The organism is Streptococcus suis (genome assembly GCA_002831545.1).
GTDB lineage: Bacteria > Bacillota > Bacilli > Lactobacillales > Streptococcaceae > Streptococcus > Streptococcus suis_P.
Window position 1 is genome coordinate 162,668 of the sequence record CP025095.1, and the last position, 14,427, is coordinate 177,094.

Below are 14,427 nucleotides of genomic sequence, written 5' to 3' on the forward strand. Positions count from 1 at the left end.
GAAATGATTTTTACATATAACAAAGAACAGGTTGGCGATGTCCTCATGGTCATCGTTGCAGAAGACAAGGGACAAGCTGTCCAGTTTGAACGCAAAGGCAAGGTAGCACGTGTCTTCTTAGCAGAAACGGGTCAAACAGTCGCTTGGAATATCTTTGAAGCATCAAGTTTGGTTGAGCTTGCTGGAAATGGTCAAGTTTTCTTGACAGATGAGCAAGTTGCGACCTTGAATGCAGCATTAGCAAAAGAAGGTTTTAATGAAAGCTTGGTCAATGACAACAGTCCGAAATTTGTTGTTGGTCAGATTGCGGAATTGGTTCCGCATCCAGACAGCGACCACCTCAATATCTGTCAGGTCAATGTTGGGGACAAAACGGTGCAAATCGTAGCCGGTGCCCCAAATGCTGCACAAGGTCTGAAAACTATTGTGGCTCTTCCGGGGGCAATGATGCCGAGCGGTAGCCTGATCTTCCCAGGGAAATTGCGTGGTGAAGATAGCTTTGGTATGATGTGTAGCCCGCGTGAATTGGCTCTGCCAAACGCACCACAAGTCCGTGGTATTATCGAATTAGACGACTCCGCCGTGGTCGGAGAGGCCTTTGATCCAGCTAAACACTGGAAGGGATAGAAAAAGAAGAATTGGTCGATTTTGGCCAATTCTTTTATGTTGTTTCAATTCTATTTTCAATAGTCTGTCCGATTTCTTCGGTCAAGGCCTGTTGTGATTTGAGTTGGAAGTAAAGACTAGACAGAAAATGTTGGAGATTGAGCCACCGGAAGTAGTCTACTGGTTCTTGATTTGGAAAGTCCAGCTTGCTAATCCATTCCGTCAGCTCTTGGCTTGACACTTTTTCATTCAGCAGGAGGTAGACAGGGATTTGTGCCAGACGGATTTCCTCACCAGCTGAGAAAACTTTACTTTGTTTAGTTAGACAAGTGACAATAGTTTGCCAGACTGCTTTGCTTTTTTCATCGGGAAATTGATCATGACAGCTTGTGGCCAGAAGAAAATCTGCTCCGTGGGCAACGGTATGGATCCAACCGAGTTTTTCATCGTAGCCAGACCAGTCATTTTCAATCGCCAAATAATCCAAGGCCTGCTGGAAGAGTAGCTCACGGTCGTTAGTGCTTAAAAATGCATGATAAATAGACTCTGGCTCATTATCGACAGACAGCAACAGACAGTAAAGTAAGCAAGTAAAACTTCGCTTTAGTGTGGAACTTTCTAGGGAAAGAGGATTGGTTTCTTGAGAGAATTGTAGCAGCGACTGTGCTTGCTCCCTTGTGACCAAGCCCTCCAAAAAGATGTGGCAAAAACTAGCATAAACCAGTTCGTCGCGTATAGCAGGAACAGGATGACCGATGTTTTCCAGCAACCAAGCCAGTTCGGCATTGGTATATGGTTGGGAGGTCTGTATCTTTTCCATCAAAAATTCTTTCATAATTTTCGCTCCTTTTCTAATCCTTCTACGAATAAATAAGTAGGAGGACATAAAATGTATAATAAAGTTATTTTAATCGGTCGCTTGACGGCCCAACCTGAACTCACACAAACACCAACTGGCAAAAATTTGACTCGTGTTACTGTTGCAGTCAACCGCCGTTTTAAGACGGAAAATGGGGAACGTGAAGCAGATTTTCTTAATGTCATTTTCTGGGGCAAACTGGCGGAAACGCTTGTTTCCTATGGCAGCAAGGGTAGTCTAATTTCTATTGACGGTGAGTTGCGAACGCGAAAATACGAAAAAGACGGCAGCAATCATTATGTGACGGAAATCTTAGGACAATCCTTCCAGCTGCTCGAAAGTCGGGCCCAACGTGCCATGCGTGAAAATAACACAGGCGATGATCTAGCTGACTTGGTCTTGGAAGAGGAGGAATTACCGTTTTAAAGCAATATCGGTCCTAAGACCGATGGAGAACGAGAAAAAGTAGGCTATACTATAGTCAATCCTAAATATTTTTCATATCTCCTTAAAAACACCGACGAAAGTTGGTGTTTTTTGCTACTTATTTTCTATATTTCCACCATTCTACCAGTATGATAATCAGAGAAAACAGGATAACTCCATAAAAGAAAAAGATGATGTAATGAGGGTGGAAAAAGAGAAGTAACCAGACTAGCCAGAGTAGGTAGGCGGTTGAGCAAAAGGCAAGACTCCTCTTCTCAGGTCTGGTGTCAACATCTCAGCGCAGTGGTTGATTGGCAGTTTTGTTCGTGTTTCACACTCCAAATCTGACCTAATCAACTGTGCGGGGGTGGGAAGACGAACTCTTTTTGACCAGTCGAGTTCTTTCCCACTCCCCAAAAGCCTAATTTACGTTTTAAAAACCATTCTGCAAAATTTTCCTAGGCTGAAAATCGGCTTTCGAGGTAATCTGTTTTTAAATCTCTAAAAAATTTCATGAATACCTCCAAACTTTTTAAAAATAGTATAACATAGTTTACCAATAATGAATAGGTAAATTCTACCTCATACTTAAGAAGGATTTTCACGAAAAGGAATAGAATTTTCTTGACTATTTTTGACCAAGTGATACAATAGGAAATGTGAATTAGCACTCGCATACAAAGAGTGCTAAAAATACCAGGAGGTAATACCATGTTGAAACCATTGGGCGATCGTATCGTCGTAAAAATTGAAGAAAAAGAACAAACAGTTGGTGGCTTTGTCCTAGCAGGAGCCGGCCAAGAAAAGACAAAAGAAGCAAGTGTCCTAGCGATCGGACAAGGGATTCGTACCTTGAATGGTGACTTGGTTGCCCCAGCGGTGGCGGTTGGAGATACTGTTTTGATTGATGCTCATGCAGGATTGGAAGTCAAAGACGGAGACCAAACCGTTCACATCATCCGTGAAGCAGACATTTTGGCAATTGTAGAATAAGAGGTAGGAAAATGGCAAAAGAAATCAAATTTGCAGCAGATGCACGTGAAAGCATGGTCCGTGGTGTCGATATTCTGGCGGATACTGTCAAAGTAACCTTGGGTCCAAAAGGTCGTAATGTTGTTTTGGAAAAAGCATACGGTTCACCACTTATTACAAACGACGGTGTAACCATTGCCAAAGAAATTGAGTTGGAAGACCACTTTGAAAATATGGGTGCCAAGCTGGTATCCGAAGTAGCGTCAAAAACCAATGACATCGCTGGTGACGGGACAACCACTGCAACTGTTTTGACCCAGGCTATCGTACGTGAAGGCTTGAAAAACGTAACTGCAGGTGCCAATCCAATTGGTATCCGTCGTGGTATCGAGGCTGCGGTTGCGACTGCGGTTGAAGCCTTGAAAGCACAAGCAAGCCCAGTATCCAATAAAGCTGAAATTGCTCAAGTCGCAGCCGTGTCTTCACGTTCTGAAAAAGTTGGTGAGTACATTTCAGAAGCTATGGAGCGTGTGGGTACAGATGGTGTTATCACCATTGAAGAATCTCGCGGTATGGAAACTGAGCTGGATGTGGTTGAAGGTATGCAATTCGACCGTGGTTACCTCTCGCAATACATGGTAACAGATAATGAGAAAATGGTGGCAGAACTTGAAAATCCATTCATCTTGATTACAGATAAGAAGATTTCTCATATCCAAGATATTTTGCCACTCTTGGAAAGCATTCTCCAGACTAGTCGTCCGCTCTTGATTATTGCTGACGATGTGGATGGCGAAGCTCTTCCTACTCTTGTTCTCAACAAGATTCGTGGTACCTTCAACGTTGTTGCAGTCAAAGCTCCAGGCTTTGGTGACCGTCGCAAAGCTATGTTGGAAGACATTGCGATCTTGACAGGCGGTACAGTGATTACAGAAGACCTTGGTTTGGACTTGAAAGATGCGACCATTGAAGCACTTGGTCAGGCTGCTAAAGTTGTGGTCGACAAAGATGGTACAACCATTGTTGAAGGTGCTGGAAATCCAGAAGTCATTGCCAACCGTGTCGCTGTTATCAAGTCACAGATTGAAGTGACGACTTCTGAATTTGACCGTGAAAAATTGCAAGAGCGTTTGGCTAAATTGTCAGGCGGTGTTGCAGTTATCAAAGTCGGTGCCGCTACTGAGACTGAGTTGAAAGAAATGAAACTCCGTATCGAAGATGCCCTCAATGCAACACGTGCCGCAGTTGAAGAAGGGATCGTTGCCGGTGGTGGTACTGCTCTTGTCAATGTAATTGATAGCGTAGCGAAATTGGAATTGACAGGCGACGATGAGACAGGACGCAATATTGTCCTACGAGCCTTGGAAGAGCCAGTTCGTCAGATTGCCTATAACGCAGGCTATGAAGGTTCAGTTATCATTGATAAATTGAAGAATTCTGAGCTTGGAACAGGCTTTAATGCTGCGACAGGTGAATGGGTGAATATGATTGAGGCAGGAATTATTGACCCTGTTAAAGTTACTCGTTCTGCTCTTCAAAATGCGGCTTCCGTAGCCAGCTTGATTTTGACGACAGAAGCAGTCGTTGCCAACAAGCCAGAACCAGCCGCTCCAGCTATGCCACAAGGTATGGATGGAATGGGTATGGGCTACTAAGAAATAGCAAAATGACACAGCTACTTGGCTGTGTTTTTTTCTTGAAAATTTCAAACATATCTATTTGACAATAGTTTTGAGATGTGGTACTATATTAGACGGTACTTTTTACTTTTGGTCTCTCAAGAGTGTACAGGGACGTGCTGACAAATGTTGCAAAAGTACACACAGATAGGGGTTGTCACCAATGCCCTATCACCAAAAATAAAAAATATATACAGGAGAATGTAGATGCCTACAATTAACCAGTTGGTACGTAAACCACGTAAGTCTAAAGTAGAAAAATCTAAATCAGCAGCTTTGAACGTTGGTTACAACAGCCGTAAAAAAGTTCAAACTAACGTTTCATCACCACAAAAACGCGGTGTTGCAACTCGTGTCGGAACAATGACACCTAGAAAACCTAACTCAGCCCTTCGTAAATTCGCTCGTGTACGTTTGAGCAACCTTATCGAAGTTACTGCTTACATCCCAGGTATCGGCCACAACTTGCAAGAGCACAGCGTTGTTCTTCTTCGTGGTGGACGTGTAAAAGACCTTCCAGGGGTACGTTACCATATCGTTCGTGGTGCGCTTGATACTGCAGGTGTTAACGATCGTAAGCAAGGCCGTTCTAAATACGGTACTAAACGTCCAAAAGGCTAAGAAAGGGGAAATATAAATGAGTCGTAAAAATCAAGCGCCTAAGCGCGAAGTATTGCCAGATCCATTGTATAACTCAAAATTGGTAACTCGTTTGATCAACCGTGTTATGTTGGACGGTAAACGTGGTACTGCTGCATCAATCGTTTACGGAGCCTTTGATCAAATCAAAGAAGCAACTGGTAACGATGCACTTGAAGTATTTGAAACAGCAATGGAAAACATCATGCCTGTACTTGAAGTACGTGCACGTCGTGTCGGTGGTTCTAACTACCAAGTCCCAGTTGAAGTTCGTCCAGAGCGTCGTACAACACTAGGTCTTCGTTGGTTGGTAACAATCGCTCGTAACCGTGGTGAGCACACTATGATTGATCGCCTTGCGAAAGAAATCATGGATGCAGCAAACAACACTGGTGCAGCTGTTAAGAAACGTGAAGACACCCACAAAATGGCAGAAGCAAACCGCGCATTCGCACACTTCCGCTGGTAAGATAGGATATTTTAGCGTTAAACAAATGCTAGCCAAAATAGGAAAATTGACGCAGAAACTTCGGTTTCTAGGAGATTTTATCTTTTTGGCAGACATTTGTAGCTAAAATTCAACTAAGATTAAGATACGAGGGCGTCAAGCAACTCCTAGACAAAATAGGGAAGCGAAACAGATTGCTGTGCAATCAATGAGGTTCTCACCTAAAGGTAGCCCCATTTGTAATTGGCTAAAGCCAAAACAACTGCGTCTCTTTTTGTCAGTGAGTTGTAGCCCAAGTTCAATTAGGATGTGAGGACGTTAAGAAAATTCAAGGAAAAATAGGAAATCAGACGATGGACCTTAAGGTCCAAGGAAGATTTACACCTAAAGGTAGCCACACTTGTAATTGGCTAAAGCCAAAACAATTGCGTCTCTTTTTTCCAGAATTTTTAGTCCGAACCCAACTAATTAGGATGTGAGGACGTTAAGTTAGTTCTACATAAATCAATTGATATTATGGTACAAACTTCTCGTTCAACCATCACAAACCGGATTGAGGATGACCTCATCCACTTCACACCATTAGTAAGAAATCAAGCGGGTGGGACTTGCCCACTCGCTTTTCTTAAAATATGGTATAATAAAGTATAAAACTAAAATTATAGGAGAACAAACCTCATGGCACGCGAATTTTCATTAGAAAAAACTCGTAATATCGGTATCATGGCGCACGTTGACGCGGGTAAAACAACGACAACTGAGCGTATTCTTTACTACACTGGTAAAATCCACAAAATCGGTGAAACGCACGAAGGTGCATCACAAATGGACTGGATGGAGCAAGAGCAAGAGCGTGGTATCACAATCACATCTGCTGCAACAACAGCTCAATGGAACAACCACCGTGTAAACATCATCGACACACCAGGACACGTGGACTTCACAATCGAAGTACAACGTTCACTTCGCGTTCTTGATGGTGCGGTAACCGTTCTTGACTCACAATCAGGTGTTGAGCCACAAACTGAAACAGTATGGCGTCAAGCAACTGAATACGGTGTTCCACGTATCGTATTCGCAAACAAAATGGATAAAATCGGTGCTGACTTCCTTTACTCAGTAAGCACACTTCATGAGCGTCTTCAAGCAAATGCTCATCCAATCCAACTGCCAATCGGTTCTGAAGATGAGTTCCGTGGTATCATCGACTTGATCAAGATGAAAGCTGAAATCTATACTAACGACCTTGGTACAGATATTCTTGAAGAAGATATTCCAGCTGAATACCTTGAGCAAGCTCAAGAATACCGTGAAAAATTGGTTGAAGCAGTTGCTGAAACTGATGAAGAATTGATGATGAAATACCTTGAAGGTGAAGAAATCACAAACGAAGAATTGAAAGCTGCTATCCGTAAAGCGACTATCAATGTTGAATTCTTCCCAGTATTGTGTGGTTCAGCCTTCAAAAACAAAGGTGTTCAATTGATGCTTGATGCGGTTATCGACTACCTTCCAAGCCCAGTTGACATCCCTGCTATTAAAGGTGTTAACCCAGATACAGATGCTGAAGAAGAACGTCATGCATCAGATGAGGAGCCATTTGCAGCTCTTGCCTTCAAGATCATGACTGACCCATTCGTAGGTCGTTTGACATTCTTCCGTGTTTACTCAGGCGTCCTTAACAGCGGTTCATACGTATTGAACACTTCTAAAGGTAAACGTGAGCGTATCGGACGTATCCTTCAAATGCACGCAAACAGCCGTCAAGAAATTGAAACTGTTTACGCTGGTGACATCGCCGCTGCGGTTGGTTTGAAAGACACTACAACTGGTGACTCATTGACAGATGAAAAAGCAAAAATCATCCTTGAGTCAATCCACGTTCCAGAACCAGTTATCCAATTGATGGTTGAGCCTAAGTCTAAAGCTGACCAAGACAAGATGGGTATTGCCCTTTCTAAATTGGCTGAAGAAGATCCAACATTCCGCGTTGAAACAAACGTTGAAACTGGTGAAACAGTTATCTCTGGTATGGGTGAGTTGCACTTGGATGTCCTTGTTGACCGTATGCGTCGTGAATTCAAGGTTGAAGCAAACGTAGGTGCTCCTCAAGTATCATACCGTGAAACATTCCGCGCTTCTACACAAGCTCGTGGTTTCTTCAAACGCCAGTCTGGTGGTAAAGGTCAATTCGGTGACGTTTGGATCGAATTCACACCAAACGAAGAAGGTAAAGGTTTCGAGTTCGAGAACGCTATCGTCGGTGGTGTGGTTCCACGTGAATTCATCCCAGCGGTTGAAAAAGGTCTCGTAGAATCTATGGCTAACGGTGTTCTTGCTGGTTACCCAATCGTTGACGTTAAAGCTAAGCTTTACGATGGTTCATACCACGATGTCGACTCATCTGAAACAGCCTTCAAAGTGGCAGCATCTCTTGCCCTTAAAGAAGCAGCTAAATCAGCTCAACCAACTATCCTTGAGCCAATGATGCTTGTAACAATCACTGCACCAGAAGATAATCTTGGTGACGTTATGGGTCACGTTACTGCACGTCGTGGTCGCGTTGACGGTATGGAAGCTCGTGGTAACACACAAATCGTTCGTGCTTATGTGCCACTTGCGGAAATGTTCGGTTACGCAACTGTTCTTCGTTCAGCAACACAAGGTCGCGGTACTTTCATGATGGTATTTGACCACTACGAAGATGTACCAAAATCTGTACAAGATGAAATCATCAAGAAAAACGGCGGTAATGCTTAATTGATTGCCCAAGCCTGCTCGAAAGAGCGGGCTTTTTTTCATGCCTTCTATTTCTCTTTCGTCAAGAACAAATGAAAACCACCAGTTAAACTGGTGGCTGAGAAGATGTTGTAGTTCATTAAAAATCACCTCCAACAGTCTAGGGCTGAACTGTGGCACGTGGAAGTCGGACAAACGAAGTGGATGCTAAATAATCAAGTGGACATTTTCGCATCTCTCTTAAGACAAAATCATTATTCCTGGATGGGGAATATTTTAAAATATTGTAATTGTTCTTGATACAGTTTTGTGTATTTATTGGCTTGTGATAGACCAGATAAAACTGTTTGTGTACGAGTTGGGTAGTCGGTGATGATGCCATCTACTTCTATGGAGTCTGCTTGTTGTACTCCTTCAGGAGTATTGACAGTCCATACGTAGAAAGATTTTCCCGATTTGCAAATATAATTGAGCAATTCATCTGTGAGTTGGTCTAAGGGGACGCTATAACCTGTCAAATTTGGTAGTTCATTTTCTGGAGGACTGCTCATCAATAGGTAAGTTTCAAACTTTGGAGAGTAGGAGAGGGCGGATTTCATGAAATCATAACTACCAGACTGAAGTTGATGACCTTCTTCTTCAAAACGTTTTTGATACTTCTTCATGAAATTGTCCACCATCTGCGGGCTATCTTGGTCTGAAGTTTTAAAATCAATTAAGAGTTTCTGTTTTCTCGCAGTTGCTTCAGCTAGAATCTGGTCAAAACTTGCGATTTGAGCAGTATGTCCTGCTGCATCCGTTATCCTTGTTTCTGTTAAACTTGCTAAAGTTAAATCATGAGGACGGTAGTCTAGTCCGGCCCAATTAATCAAAGTTGGGTCATGAAAAGCAACGAATTCTAAATCAGCAGTTTCCCAAAGATCAATTTCAATATAATCTGGGTTGCTTTCGCTAGCTAATTGGACTGCTTCAACGGTATTTTCGATGGCTTGGTGGTCGTTTAAAGCACGGTGGGAGATAATAAGAGGAGATTTTGGAAGATGGGAGGCTGCTTCAAATCCAGCTAATAAGAAAACAGGGAATGCTGGTAGGAGAATAAATAGAAGGGAGGAAGGTTTCCACCATGTAAATCTTTCGTTGAATAGGATTTTCCACCAAATCCATAAAGGAAGTGTGATTGTAAAAACTAGGTTACTGTATAAAAGAGCAACTGAAAGGTTATAAATGGTTTGTACATGGTTTGGAAAAAAATCCGCTAATTTGGTTTGAATAGAAGCGGTGGCAAAGCTGACTCCGTACCAAATTCCAAAGCAGATTAGAGGTATGATAGTGCTGATAACTATTTTTTTCCATTTTGAACGATGTAATCTTTTCAATGAGCGTCTTTTAATGCTCTCTGAATGGGTTGTTCGCATTACGTATTATACTTTCTAAAATATGTTAATTACTATTGTAACATTTTTTATTTTTTTTCAATTGAGTTAGAAAGGATTGTAAAAATAGTCATTCAGAAAATGCACAAAACCAATTTCTAGCTCCGCACTTTTTCAATATATTTTCAAAAAAATTTGAACCAGAAATGTAGAGTATGTTGCTTTTGAAGATAGGAAAATACGGAAAATTCAAAAAAGTATAGTCGAATGAATTAGCTTTCAGACAAGGAACTGAGGTGCAGGTTGCTAGCACAGCCTAGTGGCTGTGCTAGGTTGGAGATATAACTTGCAAAGCAAGTCACTTCTGCAGAGTACGGCAAGCCGAAAGTGACGATGTATCAAAGTTAATTCAAATGACTGATATGTAAAGCCCTTTGTCAAGTAAAAACAATCGAACTGATTAAAAAATGAAAAGTATCTAGAAAGAGCCTAGTTCTTAGCTTCGGGCATTGGCCACTCTGATATTCGTGGATTGGTTACCTACAGGTCAATGGTTCTGCCGCGAGTCCTACTCTCTATAAGCGTGGATCACAATTGTGCCACTTAGTCATTTCGTAGATGACTCAAACCTTGAAGTCCTAAACTCCTTCAAGATACTTTCCATTCAAACATGATTTCAATCCTTATTTCTGTCCAAATTCACCCAGTGATTTTGGATAGAAATAGGGATTCCTCATCGCTCTGCGATGATAAAACTTAATGGTCAAAAGTGTACATGAAAACAAGCGCTAACTTCAAGCTATTCTTCCTGTCATCATCCCCCAAATAAAACCAGACAATTCTCGTGCAATAGCTGTTTTAGCAACATTTTGTTTCTTATTTTTTCCTAGAACAAGTGTGCGATAACGTCTTCTTAAGCGTTCATTAGCCTTATCCGCATAAGCAATCACCTCCACTCGGTTTCCACTTTGTCTCCTTTTCAATTCTTTGGATTTATACCCAATCGTCCCCTTAGCCAATGATTGTGCAGCTTCTATCAGAAGTCGTCTCGCATGGCTATTCCCAGCTTTGGTGATAGCACCTCTTCTCTCCTTGTCGCCGCTAGAATTTTCGCTAGGAGTTAGCCCAAGATAAGAAGCAAAATGTTGAGCTGTCGCAAAGCGATTAAAATCACCGATTTCTGTCACAATGGAAAGAGCAGTTAGTGTTTTAATGCCAATAAAGCAAGAAAGCCGTGAGACCTTCTCTTGGTAACTGTCGCTTTGACCCAGTTGCTCAATTCGTGCATCATACCGTTCTATTTGATCTACTAATTTCTCATAGGTCAATAGATATTCTGTCAAAATCTCTGCATAAAGTCCATCAGGATTTAGGGAACGGAGCCAGCGGACATGTTTCTGTGTCCAATTACTGCTTCCCTCGGTATAGCGAAAATCATGTCGGAGACAGAAGGCAAGAATTTGTTGTTTGATTTTCTTCAGAGCCACTTTGTGGTCTGTTCTCATGCGGATATATTCTTTGACTTGTTCATCCTCAACAGTAGGAATATGAACAGGCCGATAGCTACGAAAGGCCAGAGCTTTTGCGAGTTGAGCTGCATCTTTTTTATCAGTCTTAACACGCTTAGATCCTTCCTTCATCACCGTTGTAGGCGCCATCACGATACAGGGAATCCCGTGAGCTTGTAGCTGGTGATATAGGGTAAATCCAAGACATCCGGCTTCGTAGCCACATAACACTTCTGCATCTTGACCATATAAACGACGAAGCTCATTCACATAGTTCACAATATAGCTAACATTTGGACCAACTTTAGTGCTATGTTTGAATTGATTCGCCATCATATCATAATAGCAGAGTGAAAAACTTTCTTTGTGAACATCCATTCCGATGAAAAGTGTGGTAAAATGAAACATATAAGACCTCCAATTGAGTGTGGTAATTCCTGTTAGAAGTTGATTGTTTTTTTATTCTAGTGTACAGGTAAATCCACGAATTCTCAACTGGGGGTCTTTACATATTGTCTATAATCTATCAGATTGTGAATTGATATGCTATATTATTGAGTAGAAAACTTGCCTTGAAATAGATGACTGCAAATACAATGAATAATCTTTTAGAGTTTGTAAGAGTTTGTAAATACAAGAAAAGGTATGTGGACATGATTTAAGTATGCAAACTCTTGCAATTTTCGGTAAATAGTTATATAATAAGAACGTTGAAAAGATGCTTGTAGGCTTACAAGTTAATATTTTCACAAAAGGATTAAAAGGCTTGCCTTTTAAAATAAAGAACTCGATTTTCATAAGGAGGAAATCATTCATGGTAGTTAAAGTTGGTATTAACGGTTTCGGACGTATCGGTCGTCTTGCTTTCCGTCGTATCCAAAACGTAGAAGGTGTTGAAGTTACTCGTATCAACGACCTTACAGATCCAGTAATGCTTGCACACTTGTTGAAATATGACACAACTCAAGGTCGTTTCGACGGTACTGTTGAAGTTAAAGACGGTGGTTTCGAAGTTAACGGTAAATTCGTTAAAGTTTCTGCAGAGCGCGAGCCAGGAAACATCGACTGGGCTACTGATGGCGTAGATATCGTTTTGGAAGCTACAGGTTTCTTTGCTTCTAAAGAAAAAGCTGAGCAACACATCCACGCTAACGGTGCTAAAAAAGTTGTTATCACTGCTCCTGGTGGTAACGATGTTAAGACTGTTGTTTTCAACACTAACCACGACATCCTTGATGGTACTGAAACAGTTATCTCAGGTGCTTCATGTACTACAAACTGTTTGGCACCAATGGCTAAAGCTCTTCACGATGCATTTGGCGTTCAAAAAGGTTTGATGACTACAATCCACGCTTACACTGGTGACCAAATGGTTCTTGACGGACCACACCGTGGTGGTGACCTTCGTCGTGCACGTGCTGCTGCTGCAAACATAGTTCCTAACTCAACTGGTGCTGCTAAAGCTATCGGCTTGGTAATCCCAGAATTGAACGGTAAACTTGACGGTGCTGCACAACGTGTTCCAGTTCCAACAGGTTCTGTAACTGAATTGGTTGCAACTCTTGACAAGAAAGTAACTGCTGAAGAAGTAAACGCTGCTATGAAAGCTGCTGCTACTGAATCATTTGGTTACACTGAAGACCAACTCGTATCTTCAGATATCGTAGGTATCTCATTCGGTTCATTGTTTGATGCAACTCAAACTAAAGTTATCGAAGTTGATGGCGAGCAATTGGTAAAAGTTGTTTCATGGTACGACAACGAAATGTCTTACACTGCACAACTTGTTCGTACTCTTGAGTACTTCGCAAAAATCGCTAAATAATCCTTAGTGAAAATCGAAGAGGCTTCGGCCTCTTTTTTCATTCGTTCTTTTTGAAGATTTGTGAAAAAAATATCTTTATGCAAGAAAAAATACAGAAAATATGATACAATGGTAAAGTAAATATAATTTAAGGAGTTCTTATCTAATGGCAAAATTGACTGTTAAAGATGTAGAATTGAAAGGCAAAAAAGTTCTTGTTCGTGTGGACTTCAACGTGCCTTTGAAAGATGGCGTTATCACAAACGATAACCGTATTACAGCTGCTCTTCCAACTATCAAGTATATTCTTGAGCAAGGTGGACGTGCAATTCTTTTCTCTCACCTTGGTCGTGTGAAAGAAGAAGCTGACAAAGAAGGTAAATCATTGGCTCCTGTAGCAGCTGACTTGGCAGCTAAATTGGGTCAAGACGTTGCTTTCATCGCAGGTGCTACTCGTGGTGCTGAATTAGAAGCAGCTATCAATGCTTTGGAAGATGGACAAGTTCTCCTTGTTGAAAACACTCGTTTCGAAGATGTTGATGGTAAGAAAGAATCTAAAAACGACGAAGAACTTGGTAAATACTGGGCTTCACTTGGTGATGGTATCTTCGTTAACGATGCATTTGGTACTGCACACCGTGCGCACGCATCAAACGTTGGTATCTCAGCAAATGTAGAAAAAGCAGTAGCTGGTTTCCTTTTGGAAAACGAAATTGCTTACATCCAAGAAGCTGTTGAAACTCCAGAGCGCCCATTCGTGGCAATTCTTGGTGGTTCAAAAGTATCTGATAAGATCGGTGTTATCGAGAACCTTCTTGAAAAAGCTGACAAAGTTCTTATCGGTGGTGGTATGACTTACACATTCTACAAAGCTCAAGGTATCGAAATCGGTAACTCACTTGTAGAAGAAGACAAGCTTGATGTGGCAAAAGCACTTCTTGAAAAAGCTAACGGTAAATTGATCTTGCCAGTTGACTCAAAAGAAGCTAACGCATTTGCTGGCTACACTGAAGTTCGCGACACAGAAGGTGAAGCAGTTTCAGAAGGCTTCCTTGGTCTTGACATCGGTCCTAAGTCAATCGCTAAGTTTGACGAAGCGTTGACTGGTGCCAAAACAGTTGTTTGGAACGGACCTATGGGTGTATTTGAAAACCCAGACTTCCAAGCTGGTACAATCGGTGTAATGGACGCTATCGTGAAACAACCAGGCGTGAAATCAATCATCGGTGGTGGTGACTCAGCAGCAGCAGCTATCAACCTTGGCCGTGCAGATAAGTTCTCATGGATCTCAACTGGTGGTGGTGCATCAATGGAACTCCTCGAAGGTAAAGTGCTTCCAGGACTTGCAGCTTTGACTGAAAAGTAAAAAATGCG

Annotated in this window: 13 protein-coding genes and 1 pseudogene; 10 read left to right on the forward strand and 4 right to left on the reverse strand. The window is 41.8% G+C overall.

The genetic code is table 11. From position 1 onward, the window contains the following. Window positions 1-3 precede the first annotated feature (3 nt). A complete protein-coding gene (locus tag CWM22_00980) occupies window positions 4-627 on the forward strand; it encodes a DUF4479 domain-containing protein (GenBank protein AUC90603.1) in 624 nt (207 codons plus the stop codon). 34 nt (window positions 628-661) lie between these two features. Here CWM22_00980 and CWM22_00985 read toward each other — a convergent pair whose 3' ends face one another. After that, window positions 662-1,441, reverse strand: coding sequence for a DUF2785 domain-containing protein (locus tag CWM22_00985; protein ID AUC90604.1), 780 nt, complete (start codon window positions 1,439-1,441; stop codon window positions 662-664). Window positions 1,442-1,495: 54 nt separating this feature from the next. Between CWM22_00985 and CWM22_00990 the strand changes: the two genes are divergently transcribed. Further along, window positions 1,496-1,891 carry a single-stranded DNA-binding protein gene (locus CWM22_00990; protein AUC90605.1) on the forward strand — a complete coding sequence of 132 codons (396 nt, stop codon included), beginning with the start codon at window positions 1,496-1,498 and terminating at the stop codon, window positions 1,889-1,891. 125 nt (window positions 1,892-2,016) lie between these two features. On the opposite strand, the gene CWM22_00995 is transcribed toward CWM22_00990, so the two are convergent. Continuing rightward, window positions 2,017-2,127 carry a hypothetical protein gene (locus tag CWM22_00995; protein ID AUC92817.1) on the reverse strand — a complete coding sequence of 37 codons (111 nt, stop codon included), beginning with the start codon at window positions 2,125-2,127 and terminating at the stop codon, window positions 2,017-2,019. Window positions 2,128-2,602: 475 nt separating this feature from the next. On the opposite strand from CWM22_00995, the gene CWM22_01000 reads away from it, so the two are divergent. The 6 genes and pseudogenes from CWM22_01000 to fusA all read left to right on the forward strand — a co-directional run bounded on the left by CWM22_01000 (window position 2,603) and on the right by fusA (window position 8,389). After that, window positions 2,603-2,884 (forward strand): co-chaperone GroES, encoded by a 282-nt coding sequence (locus CWM22_01000; GenBank protein ID AUC90606.1) that lies wholly within the window; start codon window positions 2,603-2,605, stop codon window positions 2,882-2,884. A gap of 11 nt (window positions 2,885-2,895) precedes the next feature. Next, a complete protein-coding gene (gene groL / locus CWM22_01005; GenBank protein ID AUC90607.1) occupies window positions 2,896-4,518 on the forward strand; it encodes a chaperonin GroEL in 1,623 nt (540 codons plus the stop codon). A gap of 28 nt (window positions 4,519-4,546) precedes the next feature. Continuing rightward, window positions 4,547-4,763, forward strand: a pseudogene (locus tag CWM22_01010) (L-fuculose kinase). Further along, a complete protein-coding gene (locus CWM22_01015; protein ID AUC90608.1) occupies window positions 4,750-5,163 on the forward strand; it encodes a 30S ribosomal protein S12 in 414 nt (137 codons plus the stop codon). The pseudogene CWM22_01010 and the gene CWM22_01015 overlap by 14 nt, the downstream one beginning before the upstream one ends. A gap of 16 nt (window positions 5,164-5,179) precedes the next feature. After that, window positions 5,180-5,650 carry a 30S ribosomal protein S7 gene (locus CWM22_01020; GenBank protein AUC90609.1) on the forward strand — a complete coding sequence of 157 codons (471 nt, stop codon included), beginning with the start codon at window positions 5,180-5,182 and terminating at the stop codon, window positions 5,648-5,650. A gap of 657 nt (window positions 5,651-6,307) precedes the next feature. Continuing rightward, window positions 6,308-8,389 carry an elongation factor G gene (gene fusA / locus CWM22_01025; protein AUC90610.1) on the forward strand — a complete coding sequence of 694 codons (2,082 nt, stop codon included), beginning with the start codon at window positions 6,308-6,310 and terminating at the stop codon, window positions 8,387-8,389. 233 nt (window positions 8,390-8,622) lie between these two features. Here the strand turns inward: fusA and CWM22_01030 are convergent, their stop codons facing one another. Further along, window positions 8,623-9,783 (reverse strand): hypothetical protein, encoded by a 1,161-nt coding sequence (locus CWM22_01030; protein AUC90611.1) that lies wholly within the window; start codon window positions 9,781-9,783, stop codon window positions 8,623-8,625. Between the two features lie 752 nt (window positions 9,784-10,535). Next, complete coding sequence (locus tag CWM22_01035) at window positions 10,536-11,657, reverse strand: IS110 family transposase (GenBank protein AUC90612.1); 1,122 nt, start codon at window positions 11,655-11,657, stop codon at window positions 10,536-10,538. 406 nt (window positions 11,658-12,063) lie between these two features. On the opposite strand from CWM22_01035, the gene gap reads away from it, so the two are divergent. Continuing rightward, window positions 12,064-13,074, forward strand: a complete 1,011-nt coding sequence (gene gap / locus CWM22_01040) for a type I glyceraldehyde-3-phosphate dehydrogenase (protein ID AUC90613.1) — start codon at window positions 12,064-12,066, stop codon at window positions 13,072-13,074. A 145-nt stretch (window positions 13,075-13,219) separates the two neighbouring features. Then, on the forward strand, window positions 13,220-14,419 hold the full coding sequence (pgk, locus tag CWM22_01045) for a phosphoglycerate kinase (GenBank protein AUC90614.1): 1,200 nt from the start codon (window positions 13,220-13,222) through the stop codon (window positions 14,417-14,419). The last annotated feature ends 8 nt before the right edge of the window (window positions 14,420-14,427 follow it).

Excerpts from the sequence above, each read along its gene's own strand:
- CWM22_00990 (AUC90605.1), top strand. The coding sequence starts at position 1,496 with ATGTATAATAAAGTTATTTTAATCGGTCGCTTGACGGCCCAACCTGAA.
- gap (AUC90613.1), top strand. The coding sequence starts at position 12,064 with ATGGTAGTTAAAGTTGGTATTAACGGTTTCGGACGTATCGGTCGTCTT.
- CWM22_00980 (AUC90603.1), top strand. The coding sequence starts at position 4 with ATGATTTTTACATATAACAAAGAACAGGTTGGCGATGTCCTCATGGTC.
- groL (AUC90607.1), top strand. The coding sequence starts at position 2,896 with ATGGCAAAAGAAATCAAATTTGCAGCAGATGCACGTGAAAGCATGGTC.
- pgk (AUC90614.1), top strand. The coding sequence starts at position 13,220 with ATGGCAAAATTGACTGTTAAAGATGTAGAATTGAAAGGCAAAAAAGTT.
- CWM22_01000 (AUC90606.1), top strand. The coding sequence starts at position 2,603 with ATGTTGAAACCATTGGGCGATCGTATCGTCGTAAAAATTGAAGAAAAA.
- CWM22_01035 (AUC90612.1), bottom strand. The coding sequence starts at position 11,657 with ATGTTTCATTTTACCACACTTTTCATCGGAATGGATGTTCACAAAGAA.
- CWM22_01020 (AUC90609.1), top strand. The coding sequence starts at position 5,180 with ATGAGTCGTAAAAATCAAGCGCCTAAGCGCGAAGTATTGCCAGATCCA.
- fusA (AUC90610.1), top strand. The coding sequence starts at position 6,308 with ATGGCACGCGAATTTTCATTAGAAAAAACTCGTAATATCGGTATCATG.
- CWM22_01015 (AUC90608.1), top strand. The coding sequence starts at position 4,750 with ATGCCTACAATTAACCAGTTGGTACGTAAACCACGTAAGTCTAAAGTA.
- CWM22_00985 (AUC90604.1), bottom strand. The coding sequence starts at position 1,441 with ATGAAAGAATTTTTGATGGAAAAGATACAGACCTCCCAACCATATACC.
- CWM22_01030 (AUC90611.1), bottom strand. The coding sequence starts at position 9,783 with ATGCGAACAACCCATTCAGAGAGCATTAAAAGACGCTCATTGAAAAGA.